At 55.6% G+C, this 15,041-nt stretch carries 15 protein-coding genes; 5 read left to right on the top strand and 10 right to left on the bottom strand.

Going from position 1 to position 15,041, the window contains the following annotated elements; all coding sequences use genetic code 11:
• Positions 1–52: 52 nt before the first annotated feature.
• Entirely contained in the window at positions 53–748 is a 696-nt protein-coding gene (locus EVJ30_RS12250; RefSeq protein ID WP_016508715.1) for an amino acid ABC transporter permease, read from the bottom strand.
• 6 nt (positions 749–754) lie between these two features.
• On the bottom strand, positions 755–1,603 hold the full coding sequence (locus EVJ30_RS12245) for a transporter substrate-binding domain-containing protein (RefSeq protein WP_131457699.1): 849 nt from the start codon (positions 1,601–1,603) through the stop codon (positions 755–757).
• Between the two features lie 425 nt (positions 1,604–2,028).
• On the opposite strand from EVJ30_RS12245, the gene EVJ30_RS12240 reads away from it, so the two are divergent.
• Positions 2,029–2,538 carry a flavodoxin family protein gene (locus EVJ30_RS12240; RefSeq protein ID WP_131469307.1) on the top strand — a complete coding sequence of 170 codons (510 nt, stop codon included), beginning with the start codon at positions 2,029–2,031 and terminating at the stop codon, positions 2,536–2,538.
• A gap of 255 nt (positions 2,539–2,793) precedes the next feature.
• Here EVJ30_RS12240 and EVJ30_RS12235 read toward each other — a convergent pair whose 3' ends face one another.
• The 3 genes from EVJ30_RS12235 to EVJ30_RS12225 are packed head-to-tail and all read right to left on the bottom strand — an operon-like array spanning position 2,794 to position 4,605.
• Entirely contained in the window at positions 2,794–3,243 is a 450-nt protein-coding gene (locus EVJ30_RS12235) for a GNAT family N-acetyltransferase (protein WP_016508735.1), read from the bottom strand.
• 18 nt (positions 3,244–3,261) lie between these two features.
• Entirely contained in the window at positions 3,262–3,978 is a 717-nt protein-coding gene (locus EVJ30_RS12230) for an MBL fold metallo-hydrolase (RefSeq protein ID WP_070327246.1), read from the bottom strand.
• Positions 3,979–3,993: 15 nt separating this feature from the next.
• Positions 3,994–4,605: an NUDIX hydrolase gene (locus EVJ30_RS12225; RefSeq protein ID WP_131469305.1), complete on the bottom strand. Its 612-nt coding sequence runs from the start codon at positions 4,603–4,605 to the stop codon at positions 3,994–3,996.
• 90 nt (positions 4,606–4,695) lie between these two features.
• Here EVJ30_RS12225 and EVJ30_RS15305 point away from each other — a divergent pair, with 90 nt between their 5' ends.
• Positions 4,696–4,860 carry a hypothetical protein gene (locus tag EVJ30_RS15305; protein WP_201739081.1) on the top strand — a complete coding sequence of 55 codons (165 nt, stop codon included), beginning with the start codon at positions 4,696–4,698 and terminating at the stop codon, positions 4,858–4,860.
• Positions 4,861–4,914: 54 nt separating this feature from the next.
• On the top strand, positions 4,915–5,160 hold the full coding sequence (locus EVJ30_RS15300) for a DinB family protein (protein ID WP_370250967.1): 246 nt from the start codon (positions 4,915–4,917) through the stop codon (positions 5,158–5,160).
• Positions 5,161–5,231: 71 nt separating this feature from the next.
• Here EVJ30_RS15300 and parC read toward each other — a convergent pair whose 3' ends face one another.
• The 3 genes from parC to EVJ30_RS12205 all read right to left on the bottom strand — a co-directional run bounded on the left by parC (position 5,232) and on the right by EVJ30_RS12205 (position 10,144).
• A complete protein-coding gene (gene parC / locus EVJ30_RS12215; RefSeq protein WP_070327244.1) occupies positions 5,232–7,637 on the bottom strand; it encodes a DNA topoisomerase IV subunit A in 2,406 nt (801 codons plus the stop codon).
• A gap of 2 nt (positions 7,638–7,639) precedes the next feature.
• Positions 7,640–9,607 carry a DNA topoisomerase IV subunit B gene (parE, locus tag EVJ30_RS12210; protein WP_131469303.1) on the bottom strand — a complete coding sequence of 656 codons (1,968 nt, stop codon included), beginning with the start codon at positions 9,605–9,607 and terminating at the stop codon, positions 7,640–7,642.
• 132 nt (positions 9,608–9,739) lie between these two features.
• The gene (locus tag EVJ30_RS12205) at positions 9,740–10,144 is read right to left on the bottom strand and encodes a CoA-binding protein (protein ID WP_016508698.1); all 405 of its coding nucleotides are present in this window, start codon (positions 10,142–10,144) and stop codon (positions 9,740–9,742) included.
• 353 nt (positions 10,145–10,497) lie between these two features.
• Between EVJ30_RS12205 and EVJ30_RS12200 the strand changes: the two genes are divergently transcribed.
• Both EVJ30_RS12200 and EVJ30_RS12195 read left to right on the top strand, forming a co-directional pair.
• Positions 10,498–11,550 (top strand): GGDEF domain-containing protein, encoded by a 1,053-nt coding sequence (locus EVJ30_RS12200; protein WP_131469301.1) that lies wholly within the window; start codon positions 10,498–10,500, stop codon positions 11,548–11,550.
• Between the two features lie 16 nt (positions 11,551–11,566).
• Positions 11,567–12,577, top strand: a complete 1,011-nt coding sequence (locus tag EVJ30_RS12195) for a tyrosine-type recombinase/integrase (protein ID WP_070327241.1) — start codon at positions 11,567–11,569, stop codon at positions 12,575–12,577.
• A 58-nt stretch (positions 12,578–12,635) separates the two neighbouring features.
• Here the strand turns inward: EVJ30_RS12195 and EVJ30_RS12190 are convergent, their stop codons facing one another.
• Both EVJ30_RS12190 and EVJ30_RS12185 read right to left on the bottom strand, forming a co-directional pair.
• A complete protein-coding gene (locus tag EVJ30_RS12190) occupies positions 12,636–13,775 on the bottom strand; it encodes a hypothetical protein (protein ID WP_131469299.1) in 1,140 nt (379 codons plus the stop codon).
• The gene (locus tag EVJ30_RS12185; protein ID WP_131464974.1) at positions 13,772–14,983 is read right to left on the bottom strand and encodes a hypothetical protein; all 1,212 of its coding nucleotides are present in this window, start codon (positions 14,981–14,983) and stop codon (positions 13,772–13,774) included. The genes EVJ30_RS12190 and EVJ30_RS12185 overlap by 4 nt, the downstream gene beginning before the upstream one ends.
• Positions 14,984–15,041: the final 58 nt, after the last annotated feature.

The raw sequence follows: 15,041 nt of genomic DNA, 5'->3' as shown, positions 1-15,041 counted from the left end.
TCTCAATAGCCGCCCGACGAAAAAACTGACCTGCCCGCATCAGGCAAGTCAGTCATCGTTTCGGTGTATCCAAATAGCGTTCGAAATGCCGCTCGAGCCAGTCTTGGAAGAACGACATGAACGTGCAGATGCCCCAGTAGATCAGAGCGACGACCAAATACACGGTCATATAGTCGAACTCACGACCACCGACGATCTTCGCCTTGTTGAAGATCTCAGGGACGGTGATCATCGCGGCGAGAGAGCTCGCCTTGATCAGATCAAGGAACACGTTCGAGAGCGGGGGCAGGGCGATCCGCGTCGCTTGAGGCAACGTGACCCCTTTCAACGTCAGCCACTTGTTCATGCCGAGCGAGCGGGCCGCTTCAATCTGTCCCTGATCGACGGCACGGATCGAGGCGCGGATGATCTCCGCGATATAGGCGGCCGAGTTCAAGCTGAAGCCGATAATCGCTGCCGTCAGCGCCGCGAACTCGATCCCGATGAACGGGAACCCCGAGTAGAGAATGAACAAGATGATCAAGATCGGGACGCCGCGCATGAACGAGACGTAAAACGTCGACGGATAACGCACTAGCCTTGACGGAGACAGCTTCCCGAGCGCGAGCACGAGCCCTAACACTAAACCGAAGAACATGCTGAGGAAGGAGATCCAGAGCGTGTTCGGTAGCCCACCTAGCAAGTATGGGAACGAGCGGATGGCGAGGTCGGCGTCAAAGATCGCTTCCCACTTCACACCTTCGAACATATCGCCTTAGTCCAATTCGACGATTGTCGCGTCGACGTCCGGTTCGACGGATACGTCAGCACCGTTATAGAACTGCTCGGACAGCTCCTTCACCGTGCCATCCTCAAGCATCTCTTCAAGGACGCGGTCGATGTTCTCTTGCAAGTCGACGTTGTCTTGATTCATCAAGAGTGCGACGTCTTGCGGGTTATAGGCGATATCCGGATGGATCGTGATATCGAATTCCGGGAAGAAGGCGAGGGCGAGCGTCTGGAGGTAGTAGTCGTTCAAGATGACGTCGGTCCGACCTGTCGACACGTCGCGAAGATATTGGTCGTTCGTCGCGTTGTCGTAGATGACTTCTTCAGCCCCATACTGGCGCGCCACGTCCATGAAGACGGTCGTCGCTTCACCAGCTGCCTTTTTACCTTTCAAGTCTTCGAGCGACTTGATGCCTGAAAGATCGCTCTTCCGGACGATTGCCGTCCCGTACGTGTGCTTATACGGTACGGAGAAGGCGAACTTCTCTTTCCGGTCTTCCGTCACCGAGATGTCGTTCGCCACGACATCGACTTGTCCGTTCTGGACGCTCGTCAACATGTTGTCGAACGCCATTTCTTTGAACTGGACCTCGAGGTCGAGACGTTTTCCGATCTCTTTCATGACCTCGACGTCAAACCCCGTCAAATCGTCACTTTCTTCTTCACGGAACGAGGCGGGATAGAGTGTTCCGGCCGTACCGACCGTGAGCGTACCTTCTTCTTTGATCTCATCCCAGCGTGTCGTATCGGCCTGATCGGTGCTAGAATCACCACACGCCGCGAGCGGGACAGCGAGCAAGATAACCGCTGCTAAACCTTTTGTCATACGTTTCATTCGTGTTCCTCCTTAAAGTATCGTCTGTCTAAAAATAGCATGATGAACGCCTACAGGCAACTGCGAAGAACATAGAAACAGCAGGTAAGATATTTTTGAAACGTTTATTCTAAAAGCGCTGTCATGTCATTGAATCAGGGTTTCATACAGGTAATACAGATAAGAATAATTTATGGAACAGCATGCGATTCACCAACCTTCAACCTCTAGAGAATCGACAGGTGCGCAAGTGGGAGATAGAGGCAAGATGAGTCCTCAGCTTTTTAAATTAGGTGAGAGGACTGTGCTACTAGGTCCCGAGAGGAAGGCCTATGCTACCCTGTCCAAGAACAGGCGAGGACAGTTAGGTTCTTTGCCATCGTTTAAGGGTATTTCCTCTGTAGATAGAGGGAGGAAAAGCTAAAAACGAGGTAAGGAGTGACATAATGAAGAATAGTAGCTTGATTGTATATTACTCATGGATCGGCAGTACAGAAGTAGTCGCGAAAGAAATTCAAAGGCTTACAGAGTTTGACATTCAAAGAATCGAAGATAAAAAGCAGCGAAAACTCGGTAACATCGCCGGTGCAGCAATGGGAGCGTTTGTTGGTCTGAGAGGCGTTATCATACCAATGGACTTTGCATTAAAAGAATATGAGCATCTATTCCTAGGAACCCCAGTCTGGGCAGGAAAGACGCCTCCGGCAATTAATAGTTACTTAAAAAAGACTTCTTTCAAAAACAAGAAAGTTTGGCTGTTCATAACTAAAGGTGATGAAAAAGTTCCCCAACAGGTTATCGATTCAATTACAAAAAGGATTGAGAAGAAAGGCGGAAAAGTGATGGGCAGTATTTCGATAACGACAAAATGGGATCCCAAGACGAACATTCCTATTGCGCTTGAGGATGTCCAGAAACCGATCTATGACTGGCTGAAAAGAGGATGCATTTTATAAAATCTGAACGAAATCAAGCTGTGCCAACGTCTGAGCGAGGAAAAACAAAACGAATCGGTGGCTAAGGGAAGCACGACCTGCCAACATAACTGATCACGTGAACGTGGGAAGCAGGTGAGTCCTGAAAACTATCAGGGAATCGGTTCAAATTTTATTAGTTTACATAACATATATTATCAGTAAAAATAAAACTCTGTCTCAATCCTTTAGTATACTTAAAGTAGTGAGACAGAATCTGAAATTATGAGATCGGGATCAAATTCGCGTAAACCGGATCAATGTGACACCTGGTTCCGGTTCGAACTCGGCGCTCGGCTCGAAGCCAAGCTTCGAATACAATCGTTTGGCCGGACCGTTATGTTTGCCGGTATGCACGTAGACAAGTTTGTCCTCGTGTAGACTGAGCACGTGTTCTAACAACGTCGTCGCGAGCCGCGCCCTGAAGTATGTCGGATCGATGCACAGCTTCGTGATCTCGACCGTGTTCTCGGCCGCCTCGATCGTCACAAACCCGATCATCCGCTCCTCGTTGTATAAGCCGTAGCTCAGACCCGGCAAGTTTTGAATGACCTCGACCGTCTCATATCGGGCCGGAATCTCGTCAAATCCGATCAGTTCGGCCTCGACCGCATAGGCGTTCCGTTGAATCTCGAGCATTTGCTCGGCTTGCCGGTAATCCGTCGTCCGAATCTCCCGTAACTCCATCTGTCATACCCCCAAAGATTATCGTGAAAAGCGACGGGCTTGCTTACGCTTAGCTCGTTTCAGTGCCAAATAGAGCCGATGTGTGCCTTCAAGCGCTTTGCCGTGGCCGACGAACGTATGACGCGGCGCCAAGTCAAGCAACCGCTCGGCATGGTCGACCGCGGCCCGCTTGTCCCATGTCGCCAGACCCGGGAGCGGGAACAACGGACGCGTGTCCCCTGCCACTGCGACTCCCCCATGTGATTGGAACGCGTCACCGGCGAACAACAGGCGATGCTGTTCATCGAAATAAGCAATCGAGCCCGGGGTGTGGCCGGCGGCGGCATAGACGCGAAGACCGAACAGCCGCTCACCCGGGTCGAGCAGCTTGTCCGGTAGCGACCGGATCGGCGGCAACGAGCCTCTTATGTTGAGTGGCCGCTCACCTGAGTCCGTCGTTCGGTCCCCTGCTAACAAGCGGGCGTCACGGCGTGAGACGTAAAGCTCGGCGTGTGGATGCGCCTTCAGGATCGTATCGACCCCACCGACGTGGTCCCCGTGGGCGTGGGTGAGCAAAATCGCGAGGAGGGGGCGGTCTTGTGCCTCGATATACGTTAAAATGTCAGCGGCGTTCTGCTTCAACCCGGTATCGATCAAGACGAGGCCGAGCTCTTTCTCGATCAATTGGACGTTGATCGGCAAGACGGGTGAATAGAACGTCAGCTGGTGGACATCTTCAATCCGTGTGACTTTCATAAGACCTCCCCTTTCCTAGTCGAACAGTGTGACCCAATCGTCCTGCCACCGGGCGTCAAAGCACATATGGAGCTGTTCGAGCGTGTTGCGGGCGAGCGACAACGGCGGCAAGGCGTCACGCGAGAAGAAGCCGATCTCGCTCGTCTCATGGCTGACTTGAGCTTCCCCGCCGATCAGCTCACACTCGATGAACAGTTTATAATAATGTTGTGACAACGGCGGGTGCGGGTGACGGTGCATATCGAACAAGGCGACGAGGCGCATCGGGGCGACATCAAAGCCTGCCGCTTCCCCGATTTCCTTGATGATATTGTCTGACGGTGACAGCCCGACCTCACAGAAGCCGCCTGGCAGCGTCCACAGCCCGTCCGACCGCTCACGCACGAGCAGCAACTCGTCGTCTCGGAAGACGACACCGCGTACGTCGAGCTTCGGTGTCGGGTAGCCGTTGACGTGCGTCAGTTCAGTGATCTCATGCAAGGCGAGGTTCGACTGTCGTTCGAACATATCGGTCGCAATCTCCTGGAGCTCGAGATAACGCTCGCGGTCGAACTCGTCCTTCGTGAACGTCAAGCCCGCTTGCGACAGTGCTTGTAGCCGTTTGGCCCAAGTGAGCCAGTCTGACATAGAAATCCCTCCATCGTTTGTCCTGCTTATCCCATTCGCCATCGGGCTTGATTGTTCCTTTTCATAATACCCGCTCCCGCAAGAAAGTATTTGTCGCGCCAGTCTGGAGTTTACGACACCCGGCTCACGGATGTTTGGTCGATCGGGCAGATGTATGACCATATCATCGTCGTCGCCCATGAGTATCTAGACGAGATGGAAGCATGTCTGACGAATGCTGAGCACCAACCGCTCGGGAAGACCGAGTTTGGGTAGCTGTTGTTTAGCGACGGTGGATTCCCCCCTATTAAAATCAAACTACCGGACGAAATGAACGCCCCGCCCGACAATACCGATAGCCGTGAAGCTTTGAAACGCCGTCTTGACGACCTCATCACACGGTTGGAGAAGTGTGCGCCGATGATTCACGCGGCCGACCCGAACTGTAAAGCGCTACATGGCGGCTTCGGCTGGTTGAACGCGCAAGAGTGGTACACGCTCATCGAGATGCACACCAGACACCATTTGCTTCAACAGACGGACTTGGAACGGTATCTTAGAGCGTTCCATGACTGACAAAGACGAATAGAGACAAAAAAAGCCTGCACACATGACATATACTGTCGCGTGTGCAGGCTTTTGCTGAATCAATCGAGATAGACGTCCTCGATGTCACCGAACGTCTCCTCGTCGAAGACGAATGAGCCGTTGGCGTAGCGGTCGAGCAGTGTCAGTTGTTTCGCGTTGACCGTCTTCGCGGTCTCTTTGCCGACGATGTGGATCGTTTCATCCCCATGCACCGGCAGCACGCGGCGGATCTGGTGCGGTTTTGATTTGACCTCACGGATGAGCATCGTGCCACGCAAGTTGCGGTTCGTGCAGTCGAATTGGTCTTCGAGCTTCATCTTCTTGACCGCTCCGCGTTGCGTCACGAGGACGAACAGAGGCGGTGTGAAGAAGGCGAACGCGTCGGCGACGACGTCACCGTCTTTCAAGTTCATCGCTTTGACACCGGCGGCACGCTGTCCGACGACCGGGACGTCGTCTTCTTTGAACCAAAGCCCGTATCCACGCTCAGAGACGAGGAAGAGTTGGCCTGGACCGTCACTGATGCCGGCGAAGACGACCTCGTCGTCCCCTTTCAGTTTCAGCGCCATGAGCGCCTTCGACTTGCGCTGGGCGTCATAGTCACGGAGCGGTGTCCGTTTGACCATGCCGTCTTTCGTGACGAACAGGCAGTGCGCGTCCGTCTCGAACGTCGAGACGACGTCGGCCGAGACGACTTGCTCGCCTTCGATCGGCACGAGGTTGGCCACGTGTTGGCCCGCGTCTTTCCATTTCGTCTCCGGGATCTGGTGGACCGGGATGAGCAGGTAGCTGCCTTTGTTCGTCCAGACGAGCAAGTGGTCGGTCGTCATCGCCTGTGTGAGGAGGACGGACCGGTCTTTTTGTTTCATCTCCGGCATATCCTCGCTCGAGGCGCCGTATGAGCGCATCGACGAACGTTTCACGTAGCCGTCGCGGCTGACGAACACCATCGTCTCTTCGACGGCGATCATGACCTCGGTCTTCAGTTTCAATTCTTCGACTTCGGCCTCGATGACCGAACGCCGCTCATCACCGAACTCGTCGCGGAGCGCCGTCAACTCTTTTGAGATGAGTTTCCGCTTCGTCGCGTCGACGTTCAAGATGTTGGCGAGGCGCGCGATCTCTTTTTGCAACACTTTCGCTTCTTTTTGGAGCTCGACGATGTCTGTGTTCGTCAAACGATACAATTGAAGCATGACGACCGCTTCGGCTTGACGGTCCGTGAACGAGAAGCGATCCATGAGCTTCTGCTTCGCCTCGGACTTGTCCTTGGCCGAACGGATCAGTTCGAGCGTCTCGTCAAGCACTGAGATGGCTTGTTCGAGCGCGTCGACGATCTCGGCGCGTTTCTTCGCCTGTTCGAGCTCGAACGTCGTCCGGCGGGTGACGACTTCCTCGACGTGTTTCAAATACGCATCGATGATCGGTAACAGACCGAGCTGTTTCGGTGTCCGCTGCACGATCGCGACCATGTTGTAGTTATAGGCGAGCTGCAGGTCGGTATGCTTCAAGAAGAAGTGGAGCACACCTTCCGCGTCCGCTTCTTTCTTCAATTCGATGACGACGCGGACCCCGGTCCGGTCGGTCTCGTCACGGACTTCGGCGACGCCTTCGACTTTCTTGTCGAGACGGAGCTCTTCCATCTTCTTGACGAGGTTGGCCTTGTTCACCTCATACGGGAGCTCGGTGATCGTGATCTGTTCACGGCCGCCCTTGAGTGGCTCGATGACCGATTTGGCGCGGATGATGATCTTGCCTTTACCGGTCTCGAACGCTTTCAAGATGCCGTCTTTGCCCATGACCGTGCCACCGGACGGGAAGTCGGGACCTTGCATGTAACGGAAGGCGTCATTCGGTGTCTCGACTTCGCCGGCGAGTCGGGCGATGGCGAGATTGAGCACCTCGGTCAAGTTGTGCGGTGGGATCTCGGTCGCATACCCCGCCGAGATCCCGGTCGTCCCGTTCATAAGCAGGTTCGGTAGGAGTGACGGCAAGACGAGCGGTTCCTCGGTCGAATCGTCAAAGTTCGGCGTATAGTCGACCGTGTTCTTCGCGATCGACGTCAGCATGACACCGGCGATCTTCGACAGCCGTGCCTCGGTATACCGCATCGCGGCAGCCGAGTCGCCGTCCATCGAGCCGTTGTTCCCGTGCATATCGATGAGCGGGTAGCGGAGCTTCCAGTCTTGCGACAGACGCACCATCGCCTCATAGACAGAAGAGTCACCGTGCGGGTGGTAGTTCCCGATGACATTCCCGACCGTCTTGGCCGATTTCCGGTACGCCTTGTCGTTCGTGTTGCCTTCATGGTGCATCGCATACAAGATCCGGCGCTGTACGGGCTTGAGCCCGTCGCGCGCGTCCGGGAGCGCCCGGTCTTGAATGATATATTTCGAGTAACGCCCGAAACGGTCTCCGACGACCTGTTCGAGCGACAAGTTTAAAATGTGTTGAATCGTCGACATCGTTACATCACTTCCTCAATCGCTTTAGTCACATGTTCATTGGCGATGATCGAATCATCTTCTTGGAGCCCGAAGGCGACGTTCTCCTCGATCCATTCGCGGCGGTGGGCAACGTTGTCCCCCATGAGCACCGAGACGCGCTTGTCGGCGACGGCAGCGTCATCGATCGTCACGCGGATGAGTGTCCGTGTGTCCGGGTTCATCGTCGTCTCCCACAGTTGATCGGCGTTCATCTCACCGAGACCTTTGTAGCGCTGGATGATATAGCCTTTTTTGTACACTTTGACGAGTTTCTCGAGCGCTTCCTCGTCCCAGGCGTATTCGAACTGCTCCGACTTGCCTTTCCCTTTCGAGATGCGATAGAGCGGCGGCAAGGCGACGAACACTTTGCCCGCCTCGACGAGCGGTCGCATGTAACGGAAGAAGAACGTCAGCAAGAGCACTTGGATATGGGCCCCGTCCGTATCGGCATCGGTCATGATGATGACTTTGTCGAAGTTGCAGTCACTGAGATCGAAATCGTGTCCGACCCCGGCGCCGATCGCGTGGATGATCGTGTTGATCTCCTCATTTTTCATGATGTCATTGAGTTTCGACTTCTCCGAGTTGATGACCTTCCCGCGGAGCGGCAAGATCGCCTGGATCGTCCGGTCACGGCCTTGTTTGGCCGAACCGCCGGCCGAGTCCCCCTCGACGAGGAACAGCTCGTTCTTGGCGGCGTTTTTTGATGTCGCCGGCGTCAGTTTCCCGTTCAAGATGCTCGAACGTTTCTTTTTCTTGCCGTTACGCGCCTCTTCACGCGCTTTCCGGGCCGCTTCACGGGCCTGGGCCGCGCGGATCGCTTTCTTGATGAGCATCGTCGCCATCTGCGGGTTCTCCTCGAGGAAAATCGTCAGCTGCTTGGCCATGACGGCGTCTGCGCTGGCACGGGCTTCAGGCGAGCCGAGTTTCGACTTCGTCTGTCCCTCGAACTGGAGGAACTCCTCCGGGATCCGGACCGAGACGATGAGCGTCAACCCTTCACGGACGTCGCCGCCGTCGAGGTTCTTGTCTTTTTCTTTCAACAAGCCGTTTTTGCGGGCGTACTCGTTCATGATCCGGGTCATCGCCGTCTTGGCGCCGACTTCATGCGTCCCGCCGTCCCGGGTGCGGACGTTGTTGACGAACGACAACACGTTCTCCGAGTAGGCGTCCGTGAACTGGAAGGCGAGTTCGAGCTCGATGTCGTTCTCGGTCCCTTCGAAGTAGACGGTCGGGTGGAGCGTCGCCTTGTCGTCATTCAAATAGTGGACGAACTCGGCGATCCCGTTCTCGTAATGGAACGTCTCTTGCTTGTCCGAGCGTTCGTCGGTCAACGTGATCGTCAACCTTTTCAATAGGAAAGCCGACTCTCGGAGCCGTTCGGCGAGCGTGTCGTAGTTATACGTCGTCGTCGAGAAGATGCTTGTGTCCGGCTTGAAGTAGACGCTCGTCCCGGTCTGGCGGGCTTTCCCCGTCTCGAGGAGCGTCGTCTGTGGCACACCGCCGTCAGCGAACGTCTGCTCGAACACCTTGCCGTCGCGATAGATCGTGACGAGCAGCTTGCTCGAGAGCGCGTTGACGACCGAGGCGCCGACACCGTGCAGTCCACCTGACGTCTTATAGCCGCCTTGTCCGAACTTACCGCCGGCATGGAGGACCGTGAAGATGACCTCCGGTGTCGGTTTTCCCGAGGCGTGCATCCCGGTCGGCATCCCGCGCCCGTGGTCACGGACCGTGATGGCATCGTCTTTATGGATCGTCACATCGATCTGGTCACCGAAACCGCCGAGCGCCTCGTCGATCGCGTTGTCGACGATCTCGTAGACGAGATGGTGCAGCCCGCGATGGTCGGTCGAGCCGATATACATCCCTGGTCGTTTCCGAACGGCAGCGAGCCCTTCGAGCACTTGGATGGCGTCTTCATTATAATTAAATAGTTTTGTTGACATGTCAGTCACCTCATATTCGAACACATGTTCGTTTTTCATACCTAATTGTATAGCTGTTTCGGGATTCTGGCAAGCCTTCCTCTCCGCGCCGTCGACGCGTGAAAAAAAGTAGACCTGCCGCAGGGGCAGGTCTCAGCCGAGGAGTCGAGCATGCTCGACGTAAATACACCGGTTCTCGATGTAGTCAAGTCCGGCAGCATGAACGATTCGTTCGGCGTCCTTGCTCGACAGACCGAGCTGGTTAAAGACGAGTCCGACATCCCCATGACGGACCGCGTCCTCGGCAACGCCGGCCAAATATTCGTTCCGGCGAAACACGTCGACGATATCGATTCGTCCCGGGATGCTCTCGACCGTCGGATACACCTTGCGGCCGTTCCACGTCTCGAGCGTCGGATTGACAGGGATGACCGTATACCCTTGCAGGAGCAAATACTCCGCAATCTGGTTGGCGGTCTTGTTCGGGTTCGATGACACACCGACGACAGCGATCGTCTTCGCTTCAGCGAGATGTTGTTTCAAACGTTGGTCGTCCATCCTGAAATCCCCCTTTTGTTTACGTTCTCAGTGTAACGTTACCTCGTTCCCCGTTTCAAGCTTTATTTTCGCTTAACGGATGAACGGCTGTCGAAACAAAAGTTTATATCCCTCATAGTGGTTTACATAATAATGTATTGTCACCCTGTTGATTCGCTTTTAAATCGAACGATGCCACCAACGTCTGTTTTAACGAATCAAACGACGCTTCTATAAACATTGCGTGAAATAGATATTTCACGCAATTATAACGTCCTTAAATCAACGTTTACAGAGAGTGGATTGACTTGATTCATGAACAGGCGTAGGCAAATCCTTACCGTTTCGGTATACTGGAACGAGGAGGTGTTCACGTGGGGACTGCCTATGAGGAACGTCGCGGTACACTGTATAATTACCGCATCACTTTTTACGGGAACGCGCTCGCATGGCTCATCCATGTCGTGTTCCTGATCACATTTTGGCGGCTCGACGTCACCGTGCTCGCCTGGTCGAACGTGTTCAGCGTTCTTTATTACACGCTCTCATTCTATTTCGTACATAAACGGTACTACCGGATATTCTTTACCGGACTGTTCGTCGAAGTCGTCTATAACGCCATCATCTCGACGATCGTCCTCGGGTGGGGCGCGAACGTCCATTACTTTATCATCATGGTGGCGTACGGGGTGTTCTTCATGCCGAACGTCAGTCGCTTGGTCCGTATCATGTCGACCGGACTCGCGATGGCGATCTACAGCTTCCTCTACTTGAACGTCACGGTCGGGACACAGCCGCTCGCCCCCATGATCGAGCAAGTGATCGGGCTGACTTGTCTGCTGTCGACGATCGCACTCATCGCCGGGCTGACGTTCGTGTTCGAGAACTCGGTCGTCGAGGTGACGACCGAGTTAGAACGGTCGAACGAACGATTGAACGTCCTCGCTTCACGGGACGGATTGACCGGGCTATATAACCGGATGACCGGCTATCAACGAATCGAGCAAGCCGTCATGGAAGCCGTCGCAGACGGCCGCCCATATGCCGTCGCACTCGCCGATATTGACCACTTCAAAGCGTTCAACGAGCGCCACGGCCATGATTGTGGCGACCTCGTCCTCAAACAAGTCGCCGCCGCCCTCGAGCGGACCGACGGGATCTGTGTCCGTTGGGGCGGAGAAGAGTTCTTGCTGTTTTTGAGCAATCAGACAGCAGATGAGGTCGCACAGACGCTCGACTGCCTCCGGGAACGAATCAAGGCGACCGAGACGATCTATGACGGGCGTCGCCTCAGCGTCACGATGACGTTCGGCGTCTCGTGCCGCGACGGATTGGAGGCCGTCGACACACTCGTCAAAGAAGCAGACGACCGCCTCCGGGCCGGGAAACAGGCCGGTAAGGACCGGATCGTCACATCGATCAGTTAACAAAAGGAGAGATTTTTTGAGTATATTCCGCCAGCTCGGGCAAGCGCCGGCACGTGTCACGACGCAGCGTTTCAAGCTGAACGGATACGAGCGCATGCCCGGCTTCATCCAACGTTTCTTGAACCATTTGGCCGCGAAACACTATTCAGAACAGACCGCCCAACGGTACTTATACGATTTCTTCGACTTCTTCCGGTGGGTCGAGGCCGCTAGCGCATCCGAGGTCGACCCAACCACGGTCGACCTCGCCTCGTTCGTCGAACTCGATTATGCGGGCGCGGATGCCTACGCGTCCTATCTTGCGCTCGAGCTCGACAACGCCCCGAGCGTCATCAACCGAAAGTTGTCGACGATGCAGTCGTTGTTCAACTTCTTGATCGAGTCCGGGATCGCATCGCACAATCCATTCCAAGCGGTCGAGCGTCCAAAGCGCGCCAAACGGAACCCGGTCTATTTGACGGAACACGAGTGGCTCGACTTCTCGACGCTCGTCCGCAGCAACGTCGGCATGTCCGACCGCGAGGCGAGCTGGTACGAACGGAACCGCGACCGTGATTTTCTGATCATCCAGCTGCTCGGACTGACCGGGATGCGCGTCTCCGAACTCGTCGGGCTCGACTGGAGCGACATCGACCTCGCGACCGGGACGATCCGTGTCATCGGGAAGGGGAACAAAGAGCGGGTCATCCCGCTCGCCTCCCCGCTCGAGCCGTTGCTGCTTGACCATCGTCAAGACGGGACCGGGCCGCTGTTCCGTTCCGAGAAAGGAAGACGCATCTCGGTCAGGACGGTGCAACACCTGCTCAAAGGACATATCGACCGGTTGAAACCGTACCTCCCGTTCTTGACCCACAAGCAGGTCACGCCCCACAAACTTCGCCACACGTTCGCTTCCCGGTTGGCGATGAGCGGGGTCGACGTCTTGACGATCCAACAACTGCTCGGTCACGAGTCGGTGGCGACGACGCAAGTCTATGCCCATATCGGTGACGAGAAGAAAAAACAAGCGCTATCTGGTTTACGATAATATGTTATGTAAACCATACTATAAAAGCACGGCCCTCTACGAATCGAGGGCCGTGCTTTTATAGTTGTTTCGTCGACAAGATGACGATCGTCTCGTCGAGTACCGTATAATAAGCGTCTTCGAACGCCTGTCGCTCGTTCGCCTCCAAGTTGAAGATGCTGACCCCGCCGGTGCGCCCATCGGCCGATTCGTGGATGAAGTAGTTCGCGTCGAGCACCCGTTCGAACGGTGCCGTGTCCAAAAATCTCGCCCCGGTCGTCGCATCGATCAACTCCGTATGCTCCCTCGATTCTTCGACCTTGATGAAGATGGTCGAACTGACGTCGTCATACGTGAAATCGATTGGTTCATAGGCACCCCAGTCGACGACGGCGAGCTCGTGCAGGACGTCCGGTGCCGCCAGTTCGTACACCGTCTCCTCATTGGCTGCGTCGATGAACGCCGCAAACCGGAGTTTTTTGTCACGCTCCCCGAGATACTGGACCGTGTCCCCCTCCCCTTGCAACCGGATCAAATCATCGAACGGGATCTCGTCCGCTTTCGACCAAACGGCCTCGACCGCCTCGTCGAGCGGACAGATGAGAATCGCTTCGGAATGGTCGATCGGGTCATCGGGTGAGATGCGTCCCGATTCGAGCGCGTCATAGTAATCAAACTCGTCCAACCGTGCGTTACATACGATGTAAGACACACCTTCGAGCTCTGTCGTGAACAAATACAGTTCACGGAAGCGCCCGGCATGGCCGACGAGCCGCTCGTCACGGATACGTTCTTCGCGGGACGTCTCGGCGTCGAACAGCCACGCCTCGTCCGTCGCCTCGAAACTCGTCAAAAAGAGGAAGTAACGGTCGGCGAGCACCCAGTATAACGTGCTGTTGCCCCGTTTCTCGAACGTCGTCAGCACTTCTTCATCACCTGTACGATAGTCGAACGCGATCAGTTCCGTGCTCACGACCCCGGTCCGGTCCGGGGTCTCGTTCAAAAAGTAGACACGGTCGGCGCTGATGAACAGTTTTGATATGCCATAGTCTTCGAAGACGCGGCGATTGATTTGCGTGATGGTGCCATCCGCTTCATCGTACCGAAAGATGGAAAAGCTCGTCTCCCCCGTCTTCTCACGGTAGTACACGGACGACTCGGTGACGGCGATCAAGTCTTCGTGGCTGATTGACATGGCGCGTGCATCGACGATTCTCATAGAGCACCTCTTTCATAAGTGGATTCGATCGGTTCGACGGTGACGATACCGGGAGGACGTTTCGGGAACGAGATCCGAAGATGGGCGTACTCGATGATCGACTGGTGAGAGTCTGCCTTCTCGACCCAGCGGATCCGTTGCTGGTTCGCAAGCGCGTGGCCGATCTTCTCTTCGATTTGAAACTTGGATATGCCGCGATAAGCGACTTCTTGAATATAGGTCGACTCATCGGACTCGAACTGCTGCCACACTCCCATGACGAGCTGTCCGAGGGCCGAGACCCGGTTCTCGGGCAAACGGACCGTGCGCAACGTCTGCTCGACTTCTTTCAGACAAACGACCGGGTCGTCGGCGACTGCGAACAGCCGCTTCGCCGAGTTGTTCATGACCCGGTAACGGCGCTTCCCGCTCTCGAGCCGAAGCACTTGGGCGTACGGTTCGACCGGTACGCCGTGGAAGAACGTGTCCGTCCCGCCCCAGGCGAACCCGAACGACGGGTCGAACTTCCGGATCGTTCGCATGAACGCGAGCATGAAGTCTTCGACTTCCCTGCGCTCGAGCCGGAGCCATTCGGCGAGCGCCAACGGTCCGTGCTGTTTCGAGATCCGGTCGACCGGAAAGAACAGGTCCCCTTCGGCGAGACGGTGGGGGCGCAGTTCGACCCCATCGGCCCGGTAGTCGGTCGCTTGACGGCCGCTGCGCCCCGCGTAGATGATCCACTCGTCGTCCGTGCTCTCGATGGCGTACGCCTGATGCGCCCAAGGCGGTGTCACATATAGCGCCGGGAACTCCTCATACGTCTCGAGATGCAGGTACGAGCGGTCGTTCCAGATTTGGGCGAGCAATCGGACGATCTCCCCCGTATCCGAGTCTTTCGGGGCGATATAGTTGCCGGTGTTCCCGATATAGGTCAAGACGTGGAAGTCGTAGGCGTGGTAGAGGTGCCGGACGATCCGTTCGAACACCGCTGCGATCATCCGCTCGAACAACGGGTGGTCCTCGCTCCGGTCGACCGTCGTCGCATCGACGGTACACATGAGCCAGCCCATGCGCACATACAGCCGGATACGGAGCGGATAAGAGATCAACGGCGACGAGGACGCGTGGATCTCCGTCATTCCGATGTTGGCCATATTCTCAACCTCTAGCGTAAACCCGCTACGCCTCAGCTGCTCCTCCATCTTCTTCTTCCAATTGATCGTCTCCATCTGCCTCACTCGCTTTCTGTCGCCACGTCATCTTGACTGACTCGTTCTGAAATTTTTC

The sequence above is a fragment of the Exiguobacterium sp. SH5S13 genome, from assembly GCF_004337085.1.
Classification (GTDB): Bacteria; Bacillota; Bacilli; order Exiguobacteriales; family Exiguobacteriaceae; genus Exiguobacterium; species Exiguobacterium aurantiacum_A.
The sequence above is the reverse complement of the archived record's forward strand: the minus strand, read 5'-3'. Positions and strand labels throughout refer to the sequence as shown.